Source organism: Umezawaea tangerina, from assembly GCF_003002815.1.
Classification (GTDB): domain Bacteria; phylum Actinomycetota; class Actinomycetes; order Mycobacteriales; family Pseudonocardiaceae; genus Umezawaea; species Umezawaea tangerina.
In genome coordinates this window covers 17,707-41,419 of sequence record NZ_PVTF01000006.1, presented here as the reverse complement: position 1 = coordinate 41,419, position 23,713 = coordinate 17,707, and the positions used below count along the sequence as shown (strand labels likewise).

The following is a 23,713-nucleotide window of genomic DNA, read 5'->3' as shown; positions in this document are numbered from 1 at the left end:
AGGTGGGCACCGGCCGCGGTCGGTGCCCACCGCTCGGCGCGGCTCAGGTCGACGGGCCGATCAGCTCGTCGGCCACCCACCGCGCGACCCCCACCGGGTACGGCGCGGGCAGCCCGAGCACGACGTGCCCGAAACCGGCGTCGACCGCCTCCCGGATCGCCTCCACCGTGGGCCCCGGCTGGTCGTAGGACACGGGCAGGTGGATCGAGCGGGTGATCGACGCCGGGTCGCGGCCGATCTCCCGGCAGTACCGGTCGAGCATCGCGCTGCGCTGCACGACGTCCTGGAGGTCGCCGCCGGGGATGTTCCACAGGTCGGCGTGCCGGGCCACCACGCGCAGCGTCGCGACCGACCGCCCGCCGATCAGGATCGGCGGGTGCGGGCGCTGGACGGGCTTGGGGCTGCCGAACGCCCCGACCAGGTCGACGTGCTCGCCGTGGAAGTCGAACGGCTCCTCCTCCGTCCACAGCCGCCGGATCACCGTGCACGCCTCCGCGAGGCTCGCCACGGCGTGCGCGGTGTCGTGGAACGGCAGCCCGTGCGCCGCGTACTCGCGCCGCGCCAGCGGGTGGTCCGGCCGCGAGCCCACGCCGATGCCGAAGTCGAGCCGCCCGCCGGACACGACGTCCACCGTCGTGGCGATCTTGGCCAGCACCGCGGGCGGCCGGAACCGGTTGCTGGTCACCATGACCCCGAGCCGCACCCGGTCCGTGAGCGCGGCCAGCGCCGCGAGCAGCGTCCAGCCCTCGAACGCCGGTCCGCCGGGGTCGCCGCCGATCGGCATCAGGTGGTCGAACAGCCACGCGTGCTCGATCTCGGGGATCCCGTCCGCCTCCCGCCACACCCGCAGCAGGTCGTCGTACCCGACCTGCATGGGGGCGGTCATGATCCCGAAGCTGGGGGCTCCCGCGGTGCTCACTTGCCCTCGATCCGCCCCAGCGGCTCGGCCGCCCCCGCGAACTCGTCGCGCGCCAGCGTCCAGGCGGGGTCGGTCGGGTCCAGCGCGCTGCGCAGGTAGGCCCACGTCAGCCGCTGCACGGCCGCGACCCGTTCCGGATTCTCGTCCGTCGTCTCCGTCACGGTGTAGCCGGAGAGCCCGCCGAGCGAGTGCTCGCCCCCGAACAACGTCACCAGGCTCTTGTCGCCGGGGCTCAGCGTGAAGGGGTCGGTGAACCAGTCCGGTCCGCGCACCGTCAGCGCCGACTCGTCGTGGTCACCCGCGACCACCAGCGCCGGCGTGGTCATGTTCTCGAAGTCCGGGTTCATGAACGCGAAGTTCTCCGCCGCGAACGGCGACAGGTCCGCGCCACCGGCCCCCGGCGTCGCCAGCAGCACCCCGGCCTTGACCCGCGCGTCCGACAGGTCCTCACCCGGCCCACCGGCCGGGTCGACCACCCGCGCCCCCAGCAGCATGCTCGCCGTCTGCCCACCCCACGAGTGCCCGGCCACCGCGACCCGGTCCCGGTCCACGCGACCCGCCAGTCCGGGCACGGCGGCCTCCACCACGTCGAGCTGGTCGACGGTGCTCCTCAGGTCCTCGACCCGGATCCGCCAGATCAGCGGCGTGCGCGGGTCCTCCGGCGGCAGGCCCAGCGTCCGCGAGTCGAGGTGGGTCGGCTGCACCACCACGAACCCGTGGGAGGCCCAGAAGTCGACCAGCGGGTCGTAGCTGTCCGACGACTGCCCGAACCCGTGCGAGAACACCACCACCGGCAGCTGTTCCCCCGTGGTCGGCGCGGACACCCGCACCCGCAGCTCCTCACCGCGTCCGGGGGCGGCGAGCACCACCGGCGTCACCGAGATGACCGGCGTCGGCGTGCCGAAGTTCGACTTGCTCATGGCTGTTCTTCCATCTCTCGCACTCGGCGAAAACGCGCACGCCGAGGACCGCGACGCCTCCGCGCGCGGCACACCTGGTTTGGTCACAAGGCCCGTGCTCTGGCACGATGTGCAAACGGAACCTTGTTCCGCTGACGATACGGAACCTTGTTCCGCTTTGCAAGGTGGCTGGAGAGGAGTGTCGTGGTGAGCGACGACGGCACCGCCCGACCCAAGCGCTCGGACGCCAAGCGCAACGAGCAGTCCCTGCTGGAAGCCGCCGCGGCGGTCTTCGTCGCCTCGGGTGTGGAGGCCCCGGTCCGCGACATCGCGACGAGGGCGGGCGTCGGTACCGGCACCATCTACCGCCACTTCCCGACCCGCGCCGACCTCATCATCGCCGTCTACCGCCACCAGGTGGAGGCCTGCGCCGAGGCCGGCCCAGCCCTGCTGGCCGCAGGTCCAACCCCTCACGCCGCCCTGGGCCACTGGATCGACCTCTTCGTCGACTTCCTCGTCACCAAACACGGCCTGGCCGCCGTCCTGCGCTCCGACAACACCGGCTTCGACACCCTCCACGCCTATTTCTTGGACCGCCTCGTCCCCGTCTGCGCCCAACTCCTCGACGCCGCCGCAACAGCCGGCGAAATCCGCTCCGACATCCGCCCCCTGGAACTCATGCGCGGCATCGGCAACCTCTGCATCGGCGCCCACGAAGACCCCACCTACAACGCCCCCAAACTCATCGACGCCCTGATCGCCGGCCTACGCCACCCACCAAAGCCCTAGCCCGCCACCCGACGGCAAAGCCGAGCGCAACCCCCTCCACGTCGGGTGCAGCCCGCCAGCGCGCATCCGGCGCGCAGCGCCTGGGGCCTTGTCCGACGCGCAGCGAGGATGCCTGAGTCAGGCGAAGCCTGATGCGGTGTCGGACGGAGTCCGATGCTGGCGAAGCCAGACTTCCCCTCTGCCCCCGATCCACAGCGCCCTCCTGTTTGATCTTGCTTGTCAAGACAGCCCTATCGTCTTGACAAGCAAGATCAAACATTGAGACAATCGCGCGCCGGGGGCCGGGCTTCCCGGGGGTGGGAGGGTCGGGAGCCGGACTCGCCGGGGATGGGCACCTCAAAACCCGCACAGCGGCCCACCCCAACGGGCGACAAAAACCACCCACCCGAGCGACACCCCCAAACACGCAAAAGGGGCCCCGCGTCGACGACGGGGCCCCTTCGCACACCTCACATCAGCCCTGCAGCACGGCCTCGATCTCCAGCGTGATCGAGATCTTGTCGCCGATCACCACGCCGCCGCCGTCCAGCGGCATGTGGATGTCGATGCCGAAGTCGTTGCGGGAGATCTCCGTGGTCGCGGAGAACCCGGCGCGCTTGCCGCCGTACGGGTCCGGGCCGAAGCCGTTGAGCTCCAGCTTCAGCGGCACGCTCTTGGTGACGCCGTGCAGGTCCAGCTCGCCGTCGACGATGAAGTCGTCGCCGTCCACGCGGACGCCCGTGGAGGTGTACTTCATGGTCGGGTACTTCTCGACCTCGAAGAAGTCCGCGGAGCGGATGTGGCCGTCGCGGTCGGCGTTGTTGGTGTCGATCGACGCGAGGTCGATCGTCGCCGTGACCGAGGACTCCAGGGGGTTCTCGGCGGTAACCAGGGTGCCTTCGAAGGTGCGGAAGCTGCCGCGCACCTTGCTGACCATCAGGTGCCGAACGCTGAACGACACATCGCTGTGCGCGGCGTCGATGACCCAGGTGCCGGCGATGTAGCCGGGGATCTGGATGGCAGTGGTCATGGCGTTGTCCTCCGTTGGGTACGACTTGCGGTTCTGTTGAATATTGAACTAAAACGCTTGAAGTATCAAGCTATTCCGGCCTGTGTCATGGATCACTCTCCGCATCCGGTTGATCGCTTGCAGACCCACTTGGCTGATCGTCAAGAGGCGACTCCGATCGATACGGTGCGACCCATGACCGCACCCGAGCGCTCAAGGCTCGCGCGAGATCGACTCTCGCGCGAGTTACGCAGGCTGCGGACCGAGGCCCGGATGACCGGTACGGCCACGGCGCAGGCGACCGGTATGAGCCAGTCGAAACTGTCCAAGATCGAGAACGGCATGCTGCTGCCGTCCGTGATCGATGTCGAACGTCTGGTGGCGGAGTTATCGGCAACCAGGGAGACCAGGTTAGAGCTGGTCGAACTGGCCCGCCAACTCCACGCGGAGGCGGAAACGCGCCGTGTTGTGCTGCACCGGGGCGCCCACCGCCACCAGCAGACCGTCGCCCGCATCGAGGCCCGCGCCACGACCAGCCGCTTCTTCCAGCTCGCCGGGGTCCCGTCGCTGCTGCAGAGCGAGAGCTACCTCCGCGTGGTGCTGGCCGCGACCCCCGGCCGCGAGCAGGACACCGCCATCAGCACCCTGCGGACCCGACGCGCCCGGCTCGACGACCCGAACAAGAAGTTCGTCTTCCTGCTCAGCGAGAGCGCCCTGCGGTGGCGGATGGGCAGCGCGGACCTCATGTGCGACCAGATCGACCACCTCGCCCTGACCATGCGCAGACCCAACGTGCAGCTGGGCGTCGTGCCCTGGTCGGCGGACGCGAACATGGTCGCGCTGCACGGGTTCCAGGTCTACGACGAGCGCGTCGTGACCGTCAGCGTGCTCACCGGGAACGCCACCATCACCGACCCGCACGACGTCCGCGAGTACGTCGCGCTGTTCGCCAGGCTGGAGCGGTTGGCGGCCCGCGGCGACCAGCTGGAGGCACTGCTGGCCAGGATCTCCAGGGACCACCGCCAGCTCGGCTGAGCTGGGCGGTTACGCTGCCGTGGACACATCGTCCCCGCCGGTAGGTGCAGCCGCAGCCCCATGCTGAACATCTTCGCCCGCGCTTCGGTCTCGCGCGTCACCGATCCCATCGGGGCGTGGCTGGTCCGACGCGGGCTCACCCCGAACTCCATCACCGTGCTGGGCACCATCGGCTCGGTCGCCGCCACCCTCTGGTTCTTCCCCAGGGGCCAACTGTTCGCAGGCACGATCGCGGTCACCGCGTTCGTGCTGTTCGACCTGCTCGACGGCGCCATGGCGCGCGCGCAGGGCAGCGGGACGCCGTTCGGGGCGGTGCTGGACGCGAGCTGCGACCGCATCGCCGACGGCGCCCTGTTCGCCGCGCTCGCCTGGTACGCCTTCGTCGCGGGCAACCGCTGGCTCGCGGTCGCCGCGCTGGTCAGCCTGGTCAGCGCCCAGGTCGTGTCGTACGTGAAGGCGCGCGCCGAGGCGTCCGGGCTCAGCGCGGACGGCGGCATCGCCGAACGCGCCGAGCGGCTGATCATCACGCTGGTCGGCTCCGGCCTGTCCGGGCTCGGCGTGCCGTACGTGCTGGACGTGGCCCTGTGGCTGTGCGCGGTGCTCACCGCCGCGACGGTCGTGCAGCGCCTGGTCCTGGTGCACCGCGCCGCGACGGAGGTCGTCGGATGAGCATCGGCGAGAAGCTGACCGTCCTCGGCTACTCGGCGGGGTGGAAGCTCGTCCGGGTGCTGCCCGAGCGGTGGGTCCGGGCCGTGTTCGACTTCGCCGCGGACCGCGCCGCCAAGCGCGGTGGGCCGAGCACGAGGCAGCTGCGGGCGAACCTGTCCCGCGTCGTCCCGCAGGCGGGCGCCCAGGAGCTGGACGAGCTGGTCCGCCGGTCGCTGCGCTCCTACGCGCGGTACTGGCGCGAGGCGTTCCGGTTGCCTTCGATGGACCTCAAGGCCGTCTACGCCACCTGCGACTCCCTGGTCAGCGGCCAGGAGAACCTGGACGCCGCCCTCGCCCAGGGCACCGGTGCGGTCATCGCGCTGCCGCACAGCGGCAACTGGGACATGGCGGGCGTGTGGCTGGTCGGGCACTCCGGCACGTTCGCCACCGTCGCCGAGCGGCTCAAGCCCGAGTCGCTCTACCGGCGGTTCATCGACTTCCGCGAGACGCTCGGGTTCGAGGTGCTGCCGCTGACCGGCGGCGACCGCGCGCCCGCGAAGGTGCTGGCCGAGCGGTTGCGCGAGAACAAGGTCGTCTGCCTGCTGGCCGACCGCGACCTCACCTCCACCGGCGTCCCGGTCACGTTCTTCGGCGAGCAGACGATGATGCCCGCCGGCCCGGCGCACCTGGCCGCGACCACGGGTGCCGCGTTGCTGCCGGTGGGCCTGTGGTTCACCGACGACGGCTGGGTGTTCCGCATCCACCCGCCGATCAGGGTCTCCGGCACCGCGCAGGTCGGCGTGGCGACGCAAGCGCTCGCGGACGTCTTCGCCGCCGACATCGCCGCGCACCCCGCGGACTGGCACATGCTCCAGAAGCTCTGGCTGGCCGACCTGCCGGAGGGCAGGCAGCGCGCGCTGTCCCGCAGGCGGGAGTCGATGTGAAGGTCGGCATCGTCTGCCCGTACTCCTTCGACGTCCCCGGTGGTGTCCAGGCCCACGTTGTCGACCTGGCACGCGCGCTGAAGAGGCTAGGGCACGAGGTGAACGTCCTCGCGCCCGCCGACGAGGACAGCGGGCTACCGGACTTCGTCACCTCCGCGGGCCGCGCGGTCGGCATCCCGTACAACGGCTCCGTGGCTCGGCTCTCGTTCGGGCCGGTGTCCTACGCCAGGGTGCGGCGCTGGATCAGGGAGAACGACTTCGACGTCCTGCACCTGCACGAGCCCACCGCGCCCAGCCTGTCCTTCCTCGCGCTGATGGTGGCCGACGGGCCCATCGTCGCCACGTTCCACACCTCCACGCCCAGGTCGAAGATCCTCGCCGCGTTCCAGGTCGTGCTCCAGCCGTTCGTGGAGAAGATCACCGCCCGGATCGCGGTGTCCGCGCTGGCCAGGCGCGTCCAGGTCGAACACCTCGGCGGTGACGCCGTGGAGATCCCGAACGGGGTCGACGTCGGCTTCTTCGCCGACGCCGCGCCGCTGGAGGGCTACCCGCGCGAGGGCGGCACGATCGGGTTCGTCGGCCGCTACACCGAGCCCCGCAAGGGCATGCCCGTGCTGCTGGAGGCCGTCCGCCTGCTCGCACCCGAGCTCCCCGACCTCCGCCTGCTCGTCGTCGGCCGCGGCGACGACGAGGAGCTGCTCAAGTCCGCCGGTCCCGAGCTCGCCGAGCGGATCGTGCTGCTGGGCCAGGTCGACGACGAGACCAAGGCGCGCGCCCTGCGCAGCGTCGACGTCTACTGCGCCCCCAACACCGGCGGCGAGAGCTTCGGCATCATCCTCACCGAGGCCATGTCCGCGGGCACCGCCGTGGCGGCCAGCGACCTCGACGCCTTCCGCCGCGTCCTCGAGGACGGCAAGTCCGGCGTCCTGACCCCCGTCGAGGACTCGGCCGCGCTCGCGGCCGCTCTCCGCGGGCTGCTCGCCGACGCCGGCCTGCGCGCCCAGTACGCCGAGAACGCCCGGCAGCGCGTCATGACGTTCGACTGGTCCGTCGTGGCCAACCAGGTGCTGCGCGTGTACGAGAGCGCCATGGCCGCCGACCCCCGCCGGGTGGCGGAGGCCGCGGAGTGAGCAGCTCCTGGTTCGCCACCACCCTCCTCGTGGTGCTCGCCCTGCTCCTGCTCGTCGGCCCGTGGGTCCTCGGCATGGCCAACCGCCTCGACCGCCTCCACGTCCGCACCGACGCCGCCTGGGCGGGCCTCGACGCCTCCCTCGCCCGCCGCGCCGTCGTGGCCCGCACCGTCGTCGGCCTGGAACCCGACCAGGCCACCATGCTCCGCAACGTCGCCGACCGCGCGGAACGCGCGGCCCGCGCCGAACGCGAGGCCGCCGAGAACGAGCTCAGCGGCCTCCTCGCCGACCTCGACCGCAGCGCCCTGCCCCCTGTGCTGGCCGCCGAGCTGGCCGACGCCGAGCAGCGCGTGGTCCTCTCCAGACGCGTCCACAACGACGCCGTCCGCGACACCCTGTCCTTGCGCCGCCGCCGCCTCATCCGCTGGCTCAAGCTCGCGGGCACCGCCCCCCAGCCCGAGTACTTCGAGATCGCCGAACCCATGGAGGCCGCCGAGTCCAGCGTCCTCACCCCCCGCACCGCCGCCCGCGTCCTCGTCACCGACGCCTCCGGCCGCGTCCTGCTCTTCGAGGGCTACGACCCCGCCCGCCCCCAGGAGTCCTTCTGGTTCACCGTCGGCGGCGGCGTCGACCCCGGCGAGGAACTGCACGAGGCCGCCATCCGCGAGGTCTCCGAGGAAACCGGCCTCACCCTCACCCGGAACGACCTCGTCGGCCCGATCTGGAAACGCCACACCGTCTTCAGCCTCGACGGCCTCAGCTACGCCGCGGAAGAATGGTTCTTCCTCGCCCGCCCCACCCTCCCCACCCACTTCACCGTCGACACCTCCGGCTTCAACGAAGTGGAAACCCGCACCATCCGCCGCCACCGCTGGTGGTCCGCGGAAGAGCTGCGCACCACAGAGGACGCCGTCTACCCCGCCCAACTAGCCGAACTCCTCCCAGACCTACTACGCGCCGACTGGGACGGCTCCCTCCGCCCAGTCCGCTAACAAAGCAACCCACCCAACACAGAACCCCCACCACGCCTCGTCCGACGCGCAGCAAGGATGCCTTCCCTTCCGACGGCGCAGCCGAGGATCCCCCACTGGGCGCAGCCCGCCAGCGCGCATCCGGCGCGGAGCGCCTGGGGCCTTGTCCGCAGCGCAGCAAGGATGCCCTGTCCGACGGCGAAGCCAAGGATGCCCTGTCCGTCGCGGAGCGTCGGATGCCCTCCCACCCACACTCCCCCCACGCACCCCGACGAGAAAGCCCCTCTACACCCGTCGAACCTTGTCAAGATAGCCCTATCGTCTTGACAAGGTTCGACGGGTGTAGAACACTAGGCGACTCGGGGTGAAAAACACGGGACAAAATTCCCACCCACCTGAGACACCCCTGCGGCGAACGGGTGACACCCGTTCGCCGCAGCCTAAGTGGGAGTTCACACGCGCGGAATAACCTCATTCCCATACGCAGCCAAGGTTTTCTCCTTCTCGTCGTGCATCAGGTACAGGGCGAAGTTCGTCACCCCGATCTCCTTCAGCTCCACCAGCCGGTCCACATGCGACTCCACGGTCCCGGTCAGGCAGAACCGGTCCACGATCTCGTCCGGTACGAAGTCCGTCGACCGGTTCCCCGCTTTCCCGTGGTGCGAGTAGTCGTACCCCTCGCGCCCCTTGATGTAGTCCGTCAACGCCTTCGGCACCACACCCGAGTCCCCGTAGCGGGCCACCAGGTCGGCGACGTGGTTGCCCACCATCCCCCCGAACCACCGCAGCTGGTCCCGCTGGTGCCCGAGGTCCGTGCCCACGTAGGCCGGGGCGGCCACGCACATCGTGATCGCCTCGGGGTCGCGCCCGGCGGCCACCGCCGCGTCCCGCACCGACCCGATCGTCCACCGCGCGATGTCCGGGTCGGCGGTCTGGAGGATGAAACCGTCGGCTTGTTCCCCGACCATCTTCAGCGCCTTCGGCCCGTAGGCCGCCATCCAGATCTCCAGCTTCCCGTCCCGCACCCACGGGATCCGCACGGGTGTCCCGTGGTGCTCGACCTCGCGCCCCTCGGCCAGTTCCTTGATCACCGTCATGGCCCGGCTCAGGGTGGCCAACGACGCGGGCGGTTGCCCGATCACCCGTCGGGCCGAGTCACCGCGCCCGATCCCGCACACGGTCCGGTTCCCGAACATGTCGTTCAACGTCGCGAACAACGACGCCGTCACCGACCAGTCCCGCGTGCTCGGGTTGGTCACCATCGGCCCCACCACCAGGGTCGACGTCGCCGCCAGCACCTGCGAGTAGATGACGAACGGCTCCTGCCACAGCACCGCCGAGTCGAAGGTCCACCCGTAGCGGAACCCGTTGTCCTCGGCCGACTTCATGCCCGCCACCACGTCGCTGGCGGGCGGGTCGGTCTGCAGTACGACACCGAAGTCCACGTTGCCGCCCTTCCTAGACGAGGTACTGGTTGAGGTCGCGGCCGAGGAACCTGCCGTGCCCGGCGCCGCCGTGGAAGCCGTCGTCGTCGACGACGACCTTGCCCCGCGACAGCACCGTGGACACCTTCCCGGTCAGCTCCATGCCCTCGTAGGCCGAGTAGTCCACGTTCATGTGGTGCGTCTCGACCGACAGCGTCTGCCGGGCCATCGGGTCGTACACCACCACGTCCGCGTCAGCACCCGGCGCGATGACGCCCTTGCGCGGGTAGAGGCCGAACATCCGGGCGGGGGTGGTCGAGCTGATCTCGACCCACCGCTCCACCGTCAGCTCGCCGCGCACGACGCCCTGGTGCAGCAGGTCGATCCGGTGCTCGACACCGGGGATGCCGTTGGGGATCTTCGAGAAGTCCCCGCGCCCCAGCTCCTTCTGGTCCTTGAAGCAGAACGGGCAGTGGTCGGTCGACACCAGCGACAAGTCGTTGGTGCGCAGCCCGCGCCACAGCTCGCCCTGGTGCTCCTTGGGGCGCAGCGGGGGAGAGGCGACGTACTTCGAGCCCTCGAAGTCCGGCTTCGCCAGGTCCTCGATCGACAGGTACAGGTACTGCGGGCACGTCTCCGCGAACACGTTCTGCCCGGTGTCGCGGGCCTTCGTCACGGCGTCCAGCGCTTGCGCGGCGGACAGGTGCACGATGTAGAGCGGCGCCCCGGTCACCTTCGCCAGCGCGATGGCCCGCGACGTGGCCTCGCCCTCCAGCTCCGGCGGCCTGGTCAGCGCGTGCTGCACCGGGTCGGTGTCGCCGTTCGCGATGGCCTGCGCGACGAGCTGGTCGATCGCGATGCCGTTCTCCGCGTGCATCATGATCGTGGCGCCGGTCTCGCGCGCCTTCTGCATGGCGCGCAGGATCTCGCCGTCGGTCGCGTAGAACACGCCGGGGTAGGCCATGAACATCTTGAAGGTGTTCACGCCCGCGTCGATGCAGGACTCCATCTCCTTCAACGACGTGTCGTTGACGTCGGAGACGATCATGTGGAACCCGTAGTCGATCGCGCAGTTCCCGTCGGCCTTCGAGTGCCACTTGTCCAACGTGGACAGCAGCGACGTCCCCTTGGCCTGCACGGCGAAGTCGACGATCGTGGTCGTCCCGCCCCACGCCGCCGCGATCGTGCCGGTCTCGAACGTGTCCACCGACGACGTCCCGCCGAACGGCATCTCCATGTGGGTGTGGCCGTCGATGCCGCCGGGGATCACGTACTTCCCGGTCGCGTCGATCACCGTGTCGGCCTGCACCTCGAAGCCGGGCGCGACCAGGGCGGCGATCTTCTCGCCCTGCACCAGCACGTCTGCGGCCACCGCGCCCGTCGCGTTGACGACGGTGCCGCCGCGGATCAGCGTGCTCATGGCTGCACCAGGGAGTCGTAGGTGTCGGGCCTGCGGTCGCGGTAGAACGCCCACAGGTCGCGGACCTCGGCGAGCAGGTCCATGTCCAGGTCGCGGACGACGATCTCCTCCTCGGTGTCCGACGCCGCCTCGCCGACCAGCTGGCCGCGTGGGTCCGCGAAGTACGTCTGGCCGTAGAAGTCGTTGTCGCCCAACGGCTCCACGCCCACCCGGTTGATCGTGCCGACGAAGTACTCGTTCGCCACGGCCGCGGCGGGCTGCTCCAGCCGCCACAGGTACTCCGACAGGCCGCGGCTGGTCGCCGACGGGTTGAACACGATCTTCGCGCCCGCCAGGCCCAGCGCCCGCCAGCCCTCCGGGAAGTGGCGCTCGTAGCAGATGTAGACGCCGATGCGGCCGACCGCGGTGTCGAACACCGGGTAGCCCAGGTTGCCGGGCTTGAAGTAGAACTTCTCCCAGAACCCCTTCACCTGCGGGATGTGGTTCTTGCGGTGCTTGCCGAGGTACGTGCCGTCCGCGTCGATCACCGCGGCGGTGTTGAAGTACACGCCCGGCTGCTCCTGCTCGTACAACGGCACCACGAGCACGACGCCGTGCTGCTCGGCGACCTGGCACATCAGCTCGGTCGTCGGACCGTCGGGGATGCCCTCGGTGTAGGAGTAGTAGTCCGCGTCCTGCACCTGGCAGAAGTACGGGCCGTAGAACAGCTCCTGCAGGCAGACCACCTGCGCGCCCTGCGAGGCGGCGGTGGCGATGGCCGACACCGCGTTGGCGATCATCGACTCCTTGTCACCGGTCCACTTGGCCTGGATCAGACCTGCCCGGACGATGTTCGTCACTTGATCATCCCCTCGTTGGAGCGGTCGGTCGCTGTCCGCGACAGTGCCAGGTAGGTGACGAGCCCGCCCACCAGGCCGACCACCCAGTTGTAGTCGTAGAGCGGCTTGAGGAACGGGACCAGCCCGTCGGCCGGGAACGGGCCGCCGTAGGCGCCGCCGACCGCGAGCACACCGCCGACGACGGTCGCCACGACCGCGCGCCAGTTCCACCCGCCCGCGAACCAGTAGGCCCCCTTGCCGTCCATGTACAGCGCGTCGAGCTCGATCCTGGTCCTGCCGAGCAGCCAGTACCCGGCGATGAACACACCGGCCACCGACGCCAGCAGGCCGCCGTAGAAGCCAAGCCACGCGAAGATGTAGATGCTCGGGTCGGAGATCAGCCGCCACGGCTGGATCACCACGCCGAGCACCCCGGTGATCAACCCGCCGACCGCGAACGTGATGCGGCGCGGGAAGGCGTTGGAGAAGTCGTAGGACGGGCTGACCACGTTCGCCGCCAGGTTCGCCGAGATCGTGGCGAGCACCAGCGCCACCAGCGCGACCACCACGACCAGCGGGTTGTCGAACCGGCTCGCCAGGGTCGCCGGGTCCCAGATCGCCTCGCCGTAGAGCGCGATCGACCCCGACGTGGTCAGGATCGCCACGATCGCGATGAACGACATCGTGGTCGGCAGGCCCAGGACCTGGCCGAGCGCCTGCTTCTTCTGGCTGCCGCCGAACCGGGTGAAGTCCGGCATGTTGAGCGACAGCGTCGACCAGAACGCGATCATGCCCATCAGCGACGGGAAGAAGATCTTCCAGAAGTCCGCGCCCCAGCCCAGCTTCGACGGCTCGGACAGGATCGGCCCGAAACCGCCCGCCTTCACCGCGACGTAGGCCAGCAGGATCAGGAACCCGACCGACACCAGCGGAGCGGTCCAGTTCTCGAACCGGCGGATCGCGTCCATGCCGCGCCAGATGATCAGCATCTGCACCACCCAGAAGCCCAGGAAGCACAGCCACAGCGTCCACTTCTGACCGAGCACCTCAGGCGCGGTCAGCCACCAGCCGCCGACCAGCTTGCCGACGATCACGTGCAGCGCCAGCCCGCCGACCCACGTCTGGATGCCGAACCACGCGCAGGCGATGAACGCCCGCAGCAGCGCCACCAGGTTCGCCCCGCGCACGCCGTAGAACGCGCGGGCGAACACCGGGAACGGGATCCCGTACTTCGTGCCCGCGTGGCTGTTCAGCAGCATCGGGACCAGCACGATCAGGTTGCCGAGCGTGATCGTCATGAAGGCCTGGACCCAGTCCATGCCCAGCGCGATCAGCGACGCCGCGAGCGTGTAGCTGGGGATGTTGTGCGCCATCCCCATCCACAGCGCGAAGAAGTTGTACGTCGTCCAGGTCCGCTGCTCCAGCGGCACCGGTGCCAGTTCCGGGTTGAAGTACCGGCTCTCCGAGATCCCGGAGAAGTCGCGCAACTCCACTCGGCCATCCGGGTGACTGATCTGCTTGGTCGTTGTGACCTGGCTTGCTGAGGTGGGCTCTGACGGGTCGACGGCCATCGGTCACATCCCTGTTACGCTGGCGAAACAGCGTGGTCGGTGTGCGCTTTCCATCCCGGAATCCTGGGATGGAGGGTGCGCCGAGGGCAGTGTCGAAGTGTCCACGCTTCCCATGATCAGTGAACACTCTGTAGGTTGCACGCCGATCCCGCGCCACTCGCCCCTACGGGGTGAGCGCGGTGATCAGGTCCCGCACGGTGTGCGCGTCGTACTTGGCGTCGACCTCCTCGAACGCCGCCAGCGCGTCCCGGTAGGCCTCGTGCGCCTCGGCCACCCGGCCCAGCCCGCGGTAGGTGGTGCCCAGGTCCCGCAGCGTCACGCCCGCCAGGAACCGGTCGTCGCGCCGCCGGTGGACCTCCAGCGCGGCCAGGAAGTGCTCGACGGCCAGGTCCGGCTCGCCCTTGGCCTGGTGCGCCTTGCCGAGGTCGTGCAGCGTGATCGCCACGCTGCCCTCGTAGCCGAGGCGTTCCTGCAGCTCCAGGGCCTCCAGGTAGTGGGTGATCGCCAGGTCGGGATCGCCGAGGGCCAGGTGGGTGTCGCCGAGGTTGGTCAGGGTGATGCCGAGCCCGTACCGGTCGTCGATCTCGCGCCTGATCCGCAGCGACCGCTCGCAGCAGGGGAGCGCCAGGTCGGGGCGGCCCATGTTGCGGTAGGTCGCGGACAGGGTGATCAGCGTGGACCCGATGCCGATCCGGTTGCCGACCTCCTCGTTGATCCGCAGCGCCTCCTCGCCGAGCGCGATCGCCTCCTCGAACCGCCGTGCCTGCCGGTGGGCGGTGCCCAGCCGGTTCAGCTCCGTGGCCAGCGACCGGCGGTCGCCCGCCTTGCGCGCGGAGTCGACGGCCATCCGCTGCAACCGGAGCCACGGCGCGAGGTGCTTGCGCAGCGAGAAGTAGCGGAACATCGCGTTGGCGACGGGCACCACGTTGCGGCCCCGGTCGCGTTCGAAGATCGCCATCACCAGCACCGCGGGGTGGTTCCGGTCCATCCAGGCCAACGCCTTCGGGTCGCAGCGGTGGTTCTGGATCGACTTGGCGCGCTCGGCGGCCGCCCGCGGGTAGTACGCGACCAGCCGCAGCAGGGCCGCCGCGCTGTCGGGGTCGGGCACGCCCGCCTCGACCAGGCACTGGCCCGCGTAGAGCCGCACGAGGTCGTGGAAGCGGTTCCCCCGTTCCAGCAGGTGCGCCGCACGGAGGTCCGCCAGCAGCCTGCGGGCCTTCGGGATGGGCAGGTCCGCCAGTGCCGCCGTGCTCTCCGGGTCGATGTCGCCGGGATGCAGGGACAGCAGGCGGAACAGGCTCCGCCGGTCTGGCTCGAGTGCGTTGTAGGACAAGCGGAAGGCCTTGTGCACGGCGTTGTCGTCGCCGTCGTCGAGCACGTCGAGCCGGGTGTCGCGCAGCTCCGCCGCCCAGTCGGTGTCCGGCTCGGACTCGATCAGCGAGGCCATGATCCGCAGCGCGAGCGGCAGCCGCCCGCACAGCTCGGCGATCTCCTCGTCGCCGACCAGCTCGACGGCCTCGGCGGGGGTGAGCACGCCCAGCTCCAGCGACTCCGCCTGGAGACTGGCCAGGGTGTTGCGGCTGGACACCACGACCCGGTGGCCCGCGACCAGCAGCGGTGCGACCTGGTCGGTGGCCGACGCGTTGTCCAGCAGCAGGAGCACGCCCTCGCGGGCGGCCATCTCGGTCCGGAACAGGGCCGCGCGCTCCGCCTCGCCCGGAGGGCTCTCCCGGCCGAGCATCCACAGCAGCGAGGCCAGCGCGTCGGTCGGCTCCACCCGTCCGTTCGGGTTGTAGCCCTGGAGGTCGATGTACAGCCGCCCGCCGGGGAAGTCGGCCTTGGAGTCGTGCCCGTAGTGCAGGAGCAGCTGGGTCTTGCCGATGCCGCCGAGACCGTGGACGAGGGTGAGTCCCCTGCCCGCCTTGAGCCGCTCCAGCTCGGGTAATCGGCCCGCGAACGCACCCGACACCGGTGGCAGGCCGTCGAGCGCGGCCGGGAGCGACGGGGCGGTGGTGACGTTCACCGTGCCGATCGACTCGGCCTGCACCAACGAGCCGTGCACGGTGCCGGAGTTCTCGTTGCGCATCGGACAGTTCTACCCGCGCCGGAACTCCGCGCACCACCGCCCGTCCGGGCGGTCGACGGACACCTCGCGCAGCCCGCCGGTGGCGAACGAGCGGACCTCCGCCTCGGTGAGCGGCCACGGCGGGCCCTCCGGCACCACGTCGTCGCGGGCGACGGCGATCGCGAGGAGGGTGCCGCCGGGGGCGACGAAGTCGGCGATCGCGGCGATGGCCCGCTGGTGCAGGGCGACGGGGAGCGCCTGCACGGTGATGCTCTCCACGACCAGGTCGAACGAGCGGTGCCAGTCGGCGGGAGGGGCGAACAGGTCGGCGACGCGGTAGTCGACGGGGGAGTCGGGGAAGCGGCGGCGGGTGGTGGCGATGGCCGTGGGGGCGATGTCGAACGCGGTCGTGGCGAAGCCGCGGGCGGCGACGAACTCCGAGTCGCGGCCGAGGCCGCAGCCGACGACGAGGGCCCGCCTGCCGGTGCCGTCGAGGTCGCGCGCCCACGCGACGAGAAGGCCGTGCGGGTCGCCGACGTCCCAGGGGACGTTGGCCGTGCCGTTCTCCGCCTCCGCGTAGAGGTGCTCGAACCAGCCCGTCGGGTCCGCGGCGGCCAGGTGCCTCGTGTGCGCGTCGTCTGCAGTGGACATCCGCCCAGTCTGGCGTGCGGCGTCGGTGTTCGTCCCCGGATCACCGCCGGTTCGCGGTTTCCACGACAGGGTGACGGGGGCACGCAGAGTCAGTCACCCCATCGGGTGGGTGTAGGTCCACGGGACCCCTGCCGATGTGAAAGGGGTCCCCCGTCAGGTCCCCTCAGGTTAGGAACACTGTGTTTCGCACCCGCCCGCGTGGTTCCCTCCGCGCCGCCGCCCTGCTCGCCGTCGGTGTCTCCCCGCTCCTCGCCGGTGCCGCCTCCGCGGCCGCCGCCCCGTCCCTGGACGGCGTCAACGGCAACGTCGGCGACGCGCCGGAGCTGAAGTCCACCGTGTCCGACCAGACCGGCAAGATCGCGAGCGGCAAGACCGTGAAGCTGCCCGCGCCCGCCGCGCTGCCGCAGGCCCCGCAGGTCCCGAACACCCCGCAGGTACCGCAGGCCCCGGACCCCTCGCACGCGCTGCCCGTGTCCGAGCCCGCCGCCCCGGCGCTGCCCGCCGCCGCCGAGGAGCGCGCCCTCCCGGCCGCCCCCGCCGTGCCGTCCGCGGACCACCTCCCGGTGAACCAGCTGCCGGTGAACCAGCTCGACGAGCTGCCGTCGCTCCCGGTCGTCGGCCCGCTGCCGTCGACGGGTCTGCCCGCACTGGGCTAGGCCCCCGCACAACGTCGACGAGCCCATGACGCAGTGGCACCTGCGTCATGGGCTTGTTGTGCGTTCACGCCTTGAGGTCGTGCACCAGCAGTGCGACGTGCAAGGACAGGATCGACTCCGGGTCCTCCAGCGAAACCCCCAGCACCTGTTCGATCCTCGCGAGTTGTTGGTAGTACGCCGTTCGCGACAGGTGCGCGGCGGCCGCGGCGGCGGACTTGTTGCCACCGTGCTCGCACAGGCACCGCAGCAGCTCGACGAGCCTGCTGCCCTGCGCGGTGTCGCGGGCCAGCAACGGCCCCAGCTCGCGGTCGGCGAAGGCGCGCAGCCGTTCGTCCTCGCGCAGCAGGTGCAGCAACCCGTGCAGCCGCACGTCGTCGAGCCGGTGGTACAGCCGGGTGCCCGGCGACCGCAGCGCCGCACCCGCGATGTGCGCGGCCTCGCCGAGACTGCGGCGCACGTCGGCCACGACGGTCACGGTGGTGCCCGCGGCCATGACGACGGGCAGTCCGTGCTGCGTGGTGGCGGCCATCCGGTGCACCTCCTTGGCCAGCCTGCGCAGCACCCCGTCCAGCCCGGCCGTCGACGGCAGCGACAGCAGGGCCCGCACACTGGTGTCGTCCACGACACCGACCAGCGCGGGCACGGTCACCCGGCGCGCGGCCAACGCGGTCGCCTCCGCCAGGTCCCGCAGCACCTCCTGCGTCGCCAACGCCTGCGCGGGTGACGGCGAGGTGCCCGGCCGGATCGCGATGCCGACCAGCTGCCTGCGTTCCAGCGGCACGCCCAACGCCGCCGCCCGCGCGGACAGGTCCGTCGGCGGCTGCGCCTCGCCCAGCAGCTGGGCCAGCAGCGTGCGGTGGGTCTGCCGTTCCAACGACTCCCGGTCGCGCGCCACGAGCCGGTGCACGGCCAGCGCGGACGCGGCGCGTTCGGCGACGACCACGTGCCGGTGCGGCGGGGCCTCCGGCGACACCAGCACCAGCCGCCCCCAGTCCGCGCCGCGGGCGCCGACGACGGTGACCAGCCAGCCGGACTCCTCGTGGTAGGCGGTCCGCTCGGACACCGAGATCGCCCGCGACCGCTGCCCCCAGTCGGCCAGCAGCGCCGTCGGGTCCTCGCCCGCCGCGTCGTAGGCGAGCACCTCGTGGCCCAGCGTCTCCAGCACGACCGGCAGCCCGGCGGTGCGGGCCACCTCGCGCAGCACCTCGGCCGGTTCCGCGCCCGCGACGGTCAGCGCGGTGAACGTCTCGTGCACCTGCTCGGCGGCCCGCAGCTCGGCCAGCTGCGCGTCCACGATCAGCGCCACCACCGCCTCGGTCACGGTCACGAACCTGGTCTCCTGGGCGAGCGTGACCAGCGGCAGCCCGTGCCGCTCGGCGGCGCTCACCAGCGCGCCCGGCACCTCGTCGCTCCACCGCCGCACCAGCTCCACGACCAGTCCCGCGGCACCGACCGCGGCCAGGTCGTCGACGTACCGGGTGAGCCCCGCGTCGTCCGCGGGCAGCAGCAGCCCCGTCGTCAGCACGAGCTCGCCGCCGCGCAGCAGGTGCGCGATGTCGGCGACCTCCGCCACGTGCGCCCAGCGCACCCGCCCCTGCATCCCCGCGGCCCCGGCGATCACCCGCGGCCTGCCGCGCCGGACCACCGGGAGGGCCAGCGCTTCGGCGACCGTGGGGTACATGGACACAACGTAATGCGATCAACGGCAAAGGGGTACAGGTTGTGCATGGTGGCCGGACACCGGTCCCACCAGACTCGGGGACAGGACTACAGACGGAGGACGCGATGGCGGCACACCGGGAACTGCTCGCCCGGCACCGAGCGGTCATGCCCAACTGGATGGCCCTGTTCTACGACGAGCCGATCGAGATCGCGAGCGCGAGCGGCAGGCGCGTGACCGACCGAGAAGGCCGCACCTACCTCGACTTCTTCGCGGGGATCCTGACCAACGCGGTCGGCTACGACGTCCCCGAGATCTCCGACGCGATCCGCGCCCAGCTCGACACCGGCGTGTTCCACACCTCGACGCTCTACCTGATCGACAAGCAGGTGGAGCTGGCCGAGCGGATCGCCGAGCTGTCCGGCATCCCGGACGCCAAGGTGTTCTTCACGAACTCGGGCACCGAGGCCAACGAGACGGCGCTCATGCTCGCCACCCAGTACCGCCGCAGCGACCAGGTCATGGCGCTGCGCAACTCCTACCACGGCCGCGCGTTCGCGACCGTCGCCATCACCGGCAACCGCGGCTGGTCGGCCAGCTCGCTGAGCCCGGTCAAGGTCAGCTGGGTGCACGGCGGCTACCGCTTCCGCAGCCCGTTCCGCCACCTGTCCGACGCCGACTACGTCAAGGCCTGCGTCGACGACCTGCGCGAGGTCATCGAGGTGACCACGGCGGGCGACGTCGCCTGCATGATCGCCGAGCCGATCCAGGGCGTCGGCGGGTTCACCACCCCGCCGGACGGGCTGTTCGGCGCGTTCAAGGAGGTCCTGGACGAGTACGGGATCCTCTTCATCTCGGACGAGGTGCAGACCGGCTGGGGTCGCACCGGCGAGCACTTCTGGGGCATCGGGGCGCACGGGGTCGTGCCGGACGCGATGACGTTCGCGAAGGGCCTGGGCAACGGGCTCGCGATCGGCGGCGTCGTGGCGCGCGCGGACCTGATGGACTGCCTCGGCGCGAACTCGCTGTCCACGTTCGGCGGCAACCCGGTCTCCACGGCCGGAGCCCTGGCCACGCTGGACTACGTGCTGGAGCACGACCTCCAGGCCAACGCGCTCAAGCTCGGCGCCCGGCTGACCGAGGGGCTGCGCTCGATCGCCGAGGACAACCCGGTCGTCGGCGACGTCCGCGGCAAGGGCCTGATGGTCGGCATCGAGCTGGTCGGCCCGGACGGCGAACCCGCCCCGAAGGCGGCGCTCGCGGTGCTCGAGGGCGCCCGCGAACGCGGCCTGCTGATCGGCAAGGGCGGCTTGTACGGCAACGTGATCCGGCTCGCACCGCCGATGACGGTGACGGCCGACGAGGTCGAGGAGGCGCTCGTGGCGCTGCGCGGAGCTATCGGGGAGGCGTCCGCGTGAGGATCACGCATCGGATCGGCGGCAAGACGTGGGCCGGTGTCGGCGAGCGGACCGGCGACGTCTACGACCCGGCCACCGGCGAGGTGGCGAGCACGGTCGACTTCGCGAGCACGGCCGACGTGGACGAGGCGGTGGCCGCGGCCAAGGGCGCGTTCGCCAAGTGGCGCGGCGCCTCCCTCGCCCAGCGGGCCTCGGTCATGTTCGCGTTCCGCGAGCTGTTCAACGCCCGCAAGGACGAGCTGGCCGCGATCGTCACGGCCGAGCACGGCAAGGTCCTCCCCGACGCGGCGGGGGAGATCCAGCGGGCGCTGGAGGCGGTCGAGTTCGCCTGCGGCATCCCCAACCTGGTCAAGGGCGGCTTCAGCGAGAACGCCTCGACGAAGGTCGACGTGTACTCGATCCTGCAGCCGCTCGGCGTGGTCGGGGTGATCTCGCCGTTCAACTTCCCGGCGATGGTCCCGCTGTGGTTCGTGCCGAACGCGATCGCGTGCGGCAACACCGTGGTGCTCAAGCCGAGCGAGAAGGACCCGTCCGCGGCGAACTTCATCGCGGACCTCTTCGCCGAGGCCGGGCTGCCCGACGGGGTGCTGAACGTCGTGCACGGCGACAAGGTCGCCGTGGACCGGATCCTGGAGCACCGCGACGTGAAGGCGGTGTCGTTCGTCGGGTCCACGCCCATCGCGCGGTACGTCTACGAGACCGGGACGGCCAACGGCAAGCGCGTGCAGGCGTTGGGAGGGGCCAAGAACCACATGGTCGTGCTGCCCGACGCCGACCTCGACCTGGCCGCGGACGCGGCGGTGTCGGCCGGGTTCGGGTCCGCGGGGGAGCGCTGCATGGCGATCTCCGTGGTGGTCGCGGTCGACCCGGTCGGCGACGAGCTGGTGGCCAAGATCCGCGAGCGGATCGCCGACCTGCACGTGGGCGACGGCCGTCGGCCGGGCTGCGAGATGGGGCCGCTGGTCACCGGCGCGCACCGCGACAAGGTCGTGTCCTACGTGGAGGCAGGCGTCGCGGAGGGCGCGTCGCTGGTGGTCGACGGCCGCGGGCACCCGATCGACGGCGCCGACGCCGGGTTCTGGCTCGGGCCCACGCTGTTCGACCACGTCGGCACGGACATGAGCGTCTACACCGACGAGATCTTCGGTCCGGTGCTGTCCGTGCTGCGGGTGCCCGCCTACGACGAGGCCGTGGAGGTCGTCAACGACAACCCCTACGGCAACGGCACGGCGATCTTCACCAACGACGGCGGTGCCGCCCGGCGGTTCCAGAACGAGGTCGAGGTCGGCATGGTCGGCGTGAACGTGCCGATCCCGGTGCCGGTCGCCTACTACTCGTTCGGCGGCTGGAAGGACTCGCTGTTCGGCGACTCGCACGCCTACGGCCCGGAGGGCGTGCACTTCTTCACCCGCACCAAGGTCGTCACCAGCCGGTGGCTCGACCCGTCGCACGGCGGCGTCAACCTCGGGTTCCCGCGCAACACCTGATCGGGAGGAAAGTCGGGAGTGGTTATGGGGTGCACGCCCCATAACCATTTTCCGACCCCTGTTCTCCGGGTGTTTTCGGGATGGGCTTCGTGCCCGTGCGTACATTCTTTTCACCAGTCCTCCGCTCTAGCTTGGAGTTCGAGGGAAGTCCCCGTTCCAAGGACTGGAGTGCTCGTGAAGACTGCTTTCTCCCCATTTCGGACGACAGCGGCGGTGGTGACCGCGCTGGCGCTGGCGTTCGGCGGTGCCGGCGTGGCGCAGGCCGACCCGACGGCCGTGCTGATCGACGTCGGAGGTGCCGGTGACGCGACCTTCGCCCCCGACGCCTTCGGCACCGGCGGGCTCACCGAGACCAAGCCCGCGAGCGCGCCGAGCCTGCCCAACTGGGGGCCCACGACCGCGCACCCGATCCCGGCCGACATCTGGCACACGTCCCGCTACCTGGAGTCCACCTACGCGGTCACCGGTCTCACGCCCGGCGCCACCTACGAGGTGCGGTTGTACTTCATGGACTGGTACTTCAAGGGCAAGCCGGGCAAGCGGGTCTTCGACGTCGCCGTCGACGGCACCAAGGTGCTGACCGACTTCGACATCATCGCCACCGCGATCGCCCGCGGCGCCGACGGCACGAACTCCTTCGGCGTGGAGCGCGACTTCACGGCGGTGGTCGGTGAGTCCGGGACCGTCACCATCGACTTCATCCGCGGCAAGGAGGACCAGCCGCAGGTGAACGCGATCGCGCTGGTCCCGGTCACCCCGTGAGCTGAGGAATCCGACGGGGACCGCAGTTCTCGGGCGGTCCCCGTTTCGCGTCGGAGTGGAATGACGTTTACCTGATCGGGTGAGTTGAACGCGCGACATCCGATCACGTACGGTTTCCCGGAACGTGCGCATCCCGTCCGGGGCCGGGGTGGTGTCCGCGGAATTTCGCGCAAGGAGCACAGAAGAAGTGGTCATCACGCCCCACGGCGACCCTCCGGGCCTGGTCCTGACCGGCACGATAGGCGTCGCGGACCTCGACACCCTGCGATCCGCCCTCCTCGACGGCAGCACCTCCGCCCACGGCGAGGTAAGGGTGGACGTGCGGCAGGTTCCGTTCCTGCTGCTCGGCACCGTGCGGACGTTGGTGAGGACCGCGGGCGAGCTGGCGCAGGACGGCCGCAGCCTCGTCCTCGCCCTCGCGCCCCACCACGAATGGGCCATCGGTGCTGTCGGGTGGGCCAACGCCCCCGGCCTGGTCATGGTGAACGGAGAAGTGCGGCGATGACCAACGCGAACTTCCGGCACGACGCGGCGGTGTACGGCAGCGACGAGGAGTTCCTCGCGATGGCCGTGCCGTTCGTCGTCGGCGGGCTCGACCTCGGCGAGCCCGTCCTGGTCACCACGACGCCCGCCAACATCGACCTGCTCCGCCGCGCGCTGGGCGGGCGGGCCGACGACTTCGACCACGCCGAGACCGCGTACTTCGGCCGCAGACCGCCGGAGCGCGCGACCGAGTTCTTCCGCTACTGGCAGCGCAGGTCGCCCGGTTCCGGCCGCAACGTGCGCGTGCTCGCGGAGCCGTTGTGGGCCGGTCGCACCGAGCGCGACGTGCGCGCGTGGCGGCGGATGGAGTCCGGCCTCAACGTCGTGCTCGCCGACACCAACGTGTGGATGATCTGCCCGTACGACACGAGGGTCGTGTCGGAGGAGGGCGTGTCGCACGCCCTCAGGACGCACCCGGCCGACGTGCGCGGCACCGAGTACGTCCCGTCGGCGGAGTACGTCGACCCGGTCGAGTACGCCCACGCCTGCGACGCCGTGCCGCTGCCCGAACGCCCGGCCGACGCCGCCGTGCAGCCGCTGCGCGGCGACCCGAACGCGTTGCGCCGCTTCATCGTCGGCACGGCGGTCGACCTCGGGCTGTCCGAGGACAGCGCGGCGATGCTGACCGTCGCGGTCGGCGAGGCGCTGGCGTTCCTGCGCGACGACGGCCACGTGGCGATGTGGGTCGACGGCGGCGCCGTGGTCTGCGAGCTCAGCGGTGCCGCGTCCGGCGACCTGGGCCCGTTCGCCGGGTTCCGCCCGCCGGAGATGCACGCCTCGGGCGAGACCGGCGACGGGCTGTGGATCACCCGGCAGATCTGCGAGGTCGTGGACATCAGGACGAGCCACGGCGTCGCGGTGTTCCGCCTGCACATGTCCGGCCCGCGCACCGCCGAGCTCGGCAAGTGGTGACGG

At 70.9% G+C, this 23,713-nt stretch carries 22 protein-coding genes; 12 read left to right on the top strand and 10 right to left on the bottom strand.

From position 1 onward, the window contains the following. Nucleotides 1–43 precede the first annotated feature (43 nt). On the bottom strand, nt 44–886 hold the full coding sequence (locus CLV43_RS20575; protein ID WP_106189309.1) for an LLM class flavin-dependent oxidoreductase: 843 nt from the start codon (nt 884–886) through the stop codon (nt 44–46). Between the two features lie 29 nt (nt 887–915). Next, nucleotides 916–1,839, bottom strand: coding sequence for an alpha/beta hydrolase family protein (locus tag CLV43_RS20570; RefSeq protein WP_106188886.1), 924 nt, complete (start codon nt 1,837–1,839; stop codon nt 916–918). A 186-nt stretch (nt 1,840–2,025) separates the two neighbouring features. On the opposite strand from CLV43_RS20570, the gene CLV43_RS20565 reads away from it, so the two are divergent. Beyond that, on the top strand, nt 2,026–2,607 hold the full coding sequence (locus tag CLV43_RS20565; protein WP_106189308.1) for a TetR/AcrR family transcriptional regulator: 582 nt from the start codon (nt 2,026–2,028) through the stop codon (nt 2,605–2,607). Between the two features lie 454 nt (nt 2,608–3,061). On the opposite strand, the gene CLV43_RS20560 is transcribed toward CLV43_RS20565, so the two are convergent. After that, the gene (locus CLV43_RS20560; protein ID WP_106188885.1) at nt 3,062–3,616 is read right to left on the bottom strand and encodes a YceI family protein; all 555 of its coding nucleotides are present in this window, start codon (nt 3,614–3,616) and stop codon (nt 3,062–3,064) included. 174 nt (nt 3,617–3,790) lie between these two features. Here CLV43_RS20560 and CLV43_RS20555 point away from each other — a divergent pair, with 174 nt between their 5' ends. The 5 genes from CLV43_RS20555 to CLV43_RS20535 are packed head-to-tail and all read left to right on the top strand — an operon-like array spanning nt 3,791 to nt 8,344. Continuing rightward, nucleotides 3,791–4,630 (top strand): helix-turn-helix domain-containing protein, encoded by an 840-nt coding sequence (locus CLV43_RS20555; RefSeq protein WP_106188884.1) that lies wholly within the window; start codon nt 3,791–3,793, stop codon nt 4,628–4,630. 60 nt (nt 4,631–4,690) lie between these two features. Continuing rightward, the gene (gene pgsA / locus CLV43_RS20550; protein ID WP_106188883.1) at nt 4,691–5,299 is read left to right on the top strand and encodes a phosphatidylinositol phosphate synthase; all 609 of its coding nucleotides are present in this window, start codon (nt 4,691–4,693) and stop codon (nt 5,297–5,299) included. After that, complete coding sequence (locus CLV43_RS20545; RefSeq protein ID WP_106188882.1) at nt 5,296–6,222, top strand: phosphatidylinositol mannoside acyltransferase; 927 nt, start codon at nt 5,296–5,298, stop codon at nt 6,220–6,222. The genes pgsA and CLV43_RS20545 overlap by 4 nt, the downstream gene beginning before the upstream one ends. Then, nucleotides 6,219–7,352 (top strand): glycosyltransferase family 4 protein, encoded by a 1,134-nt coding sequence (locus CLV43_RS20540; protein WP_106188881.1) that lies wholly within the window; start codon nt 6,219–6,221, stop codon nt 7,350–7,352. Before CLV43_RS20545 ends, CLV43_RS20540 begins: the two co-directional genes overlap by 4 nt. Beyond that, nucleotides 7,349–8,344 (top strand): NUDIX hydrolase, encoded by a 996-nt coding sequence (locus CLV43_RS20535; protein ID WP_211304454.1) that lies wholly within the window; start codon nt 7,349–7,351, stop codon nt 8,342–8,344. The genes CLV43_RS20540 and CLV43_RS20535 overlap by 4 nt, the downstream gene beginning before the upstream one ends. A 431-nt stretch (nt 8,345–8,775) precedes the next feature. Here the strand turns inward: CLV43_RS20535 and CLV43_RS20530 are convergent, their stop codons facing one another. The 6 genes from CLV43_RS20530 to CLV43_RS20505 form a co-directional block, all read right to left on the bottom strand. Further along, nucleotides 8,776–9,768 (bottom strand): TIGR03842 family LLM class F420-dependent oxidoreductase, encoded by a 993-nt coding sequence (locus CLV43_RS20530; protein ID WP_106188880.1) that lies wholly within the window; start codon nt 9,766–9,768, stop codon nt 8,776–8,778. A 13-nt stretch (nt 9,769–9,781) separates the two neighbouring features. After that, entirely contained in the window at nt 9,782–11,167 is a 1,386-nt protein-coding gene (gene hydA, locus CLV43_RS20525; RefSeq protein WP_106188879.1) for a dihydropyrimidinase, read from the bottom strand. After that, a complete protein-coding gene (locus tag CLV43_RS20520) occupies nt 11,164–12,006 on the bottom strand; it encodes a nitrilase-related carbon-nitrogen hydrolase (protein WP_106188878.1) in 843 nt (280 codons plus the stop codon). Before CLV43_RS20520 ends, hydA begins: the two co-directional genes overlap by 4 nt. Next, nucleotides 12,003–13,556 carry an NCS1 family nucleobase:cation symporter-1 gene (locus CLV43_RS20515; protein ID WP_106188877.1) on the bottom strand — a complete coding sequence of 518 codons (1,554 nt, stop codon included), beginning with the start codon at nt 13,554–13,556 and terminating at the stop codon, nt 12,003–12,005. The genes CLV43_RS20520 and CLV43_RS20515 overlap by 4 nt, the downstream gene beginning before the upstream one ends. A gap of 163 nt (nt 13,557–13,719) precedes the next feature. Further along, a complete protein-coding gene (locus CLV43_RS20510) occupies nt 13,720–15,642 on the bottom strand; it encodes a tetratricopeptide repeat protein (RefSeq protein ID WP_106188876.1) in 1,923 nt (640 codons plus the stop codon). A 9-nt stretch (nt 15,643–15,651) separates the two neighbouring features. Beyond that, nucleotides 15,652–16,272 carry a class I SAM-dependent methyltransferase gene (locus tag CLV43_RS20505; protein WP_106188875.1) on the bottom strand — a complete coding sequence of 207 codons (621 nt, stop codon included), beginning with the start codon at nt 16,270–16,272 and terminating at the stop codon, nt 15,652–15,654. Between the two features lie 179 nt (nt 16,273–16,451). Between CLV43_RS20505 and CLV43_RS20500 the strand changes: the two genes are divergently transcribed. Beyond that, nucleotides 16,452–16,928 carry a hypothetical protein gene (locus CLV43_RS20500; RefSeq protein WP_106188874.1) on the top strand — a complete coding sequence of 159 codons (477 nt, stop codon included), beginning with the start codon at nt 16,452–16,454 and terminating at the stop codon, nt 16,926–16,928. Between the two features lie 64 nt (nt 16,929–16,992). Here the strand turns inward: CLV43_RS20500 and CLV43_RS20495 are convergent, their stop codons facing one another. Then, entirely contained in the window at nt 16,993–18,609 is a 1,617-nt protein-coding gene (locus CLV43_RS20495) for a PucR family transcriptional regulator (RefSeq protein ID WP_106188873.1), read from the bottom strand. 104 nt (nt 18,610–18,713) lie between these two features. Here CLV43_RS20495 and CLV43_RS20490 point away from each other — a divergent pair, with 104 nt between their 5' ends. From CLV43_RS20490 to CLV43_RS20470, 5 genes are all read left to right on the top strand, one after another. Beyond that, entirely contained in the window at nt 18,714–20,006 is a 1,293-nt protein-coding gene (locus CLV43_RS20490) for an aspartate aminotransferase family protein (protein WP_106188872.1), read from the top strand. Then, nucleotides 20,003–21,493 carry a CoA-acylating methylmalonate-semialdehyde dehydrogenase gene (locus tag CLV43_RS20485; RefSeq protein ID WP_106188871.1) on the top strand — a complete coding sequence of 497 codons (1,491 nt, stop codon included), beginning with the start codon at nt 20,003–20,005 and terminating at the stop codon, nt 21,491–21,493. The genes CLV43_RS20490 and CLV43_RS20485 overlap by 4 nt, the downstream gene beginning before the upstream one ends. Nucleotides 21,494–21,709: 216 nt before the next feature. Beyond that, nucleotides 21,710–22,255 carry a malectin domain-containing carbohydrate-binding protein gene (locus tag CLV43_RS20480; protein WP_146174832.1) on the top strand — a complete coding sequence of 182 codons (546 nt, stop codon included), beginning with the start codon at nt 21,710–21,712 and terminating at the stop codon, nt 22,253–22,255. Between the two features lie 187 nt (nt 22,256–22,442). Then, entirely contained in the window at nt 22,443–22,760 is a 318-nt protein-coding gene (locus CLV43_RS20475) for a hypothetical protein (RefSeq protein ID WP_106188869.1), read from the top strand. Next, a complete protein-coding gene (locus CLV43_RS20470; RefSeq protein ID WP_170155930.1) occupies nt 22,757–23,710 on the top strand; it encodes an MEDS domain-containing protein in 954 nt (317 codons plus the stop codon). Before CLV43_RS20475 ends, CLV43_RS20470 begins: the two co-directional genes overlap by 4 nt. Nucleotides 23,711–23,713: the final 3 nt, after the last annotated feature.

Bases quoted from the DNA above. Each gene is read 5' to 3' on its own strand.
- CLV43_RS20470 (WP_170155930.1), top strand. From the start codon at position 22,757: ATGACCAACGCGAACTTCCGGCACGACGCGGCGGTGTACGGCAGCGAC.
- CLV43_RS20495 (WP_106188873.1), bottom strand. From the start codon at position 18,609: ATGTACCCCACGGTCGCCGAAGCGCTGGCCCTCCCGGTGGTCCGGCGC.
- CLV43_RS20555 (WP_106188884.1), top strand. From the start codon at position 3,791: ATGACCGCACCCGAGCGCTCAAGGCTCGCGCGAGATCGACTCTCGCGC.
- hydA (WP_106188879.1), bottom strand. From the start codon at position 11,167: ATGAGCACGCTGATCCGCGGCGGCACCGTCGTCAACGCGACGGGCGCG.
- CLV43_RS20560 (WP_106188885.1), bottom strand. From the start codon at position 3,616: ATGACCACTGCCATCCAGATCCCCGGCTACATCGCCGGCACCTGGGTC.
- CLV43_RS20515 (WP_106188877.1), bottom strand. From the start codon at position 13,556: ATGGCCGTCGACCCGTCAGAGCCCACCTCAGCAAGCCAGGTCACAACG.
- pgsA (WP_106188883.1), top strand. From the start codon at position 4,691: ATGCTGAACATCTTCGCCCGCGCTTCGGTCTCGCGCGTCACCGATCCC.
- CLV43_RS20575 (WP_106189309.1), bottom strand. From the start codon at position 886: ATGACCGCCCCCATGCAGGTCGGGTACGACGACCTGCTGCGGGTGTGG.
- CLV43_RS20505 (WP_106188875.1), bottom strand. From the start codon at position 16,272: ATGTCCACTGCAGACGACGCGCACACGAGGCACCTGGCCGCCGCGGAC.
- CLV43_RS20490 (WP_106188872.1), top strand. From the start codon at position 18,714: ATGGCGGCACACCGGGAACTGCTCGCCCGGCACCGAGCGGTCATGCCC.
- CLV43_RS20570 (WP_106188886.1), bottom strand. From the start codon at position 1,839: ATGAGCAAGTCGAACTTCGGCACGCCGACGCCGGTCATCTCGGTGACG.
- CLV43_RS20510 (WP_106188876.1), bottom strand. From the start codon at position 15,642: ATGCGCAACGAGAACTCCGGCACCGTGCACGGCTCGTTGGTGCAGGCC.
- CLV43_RS20545 (WP_106188882.1), top strand. From the start codon at position 5,296: ATGAGCATCGGCGAGAAGCTGACCGTCCTCGGCTACTCGGCGGGGTGG.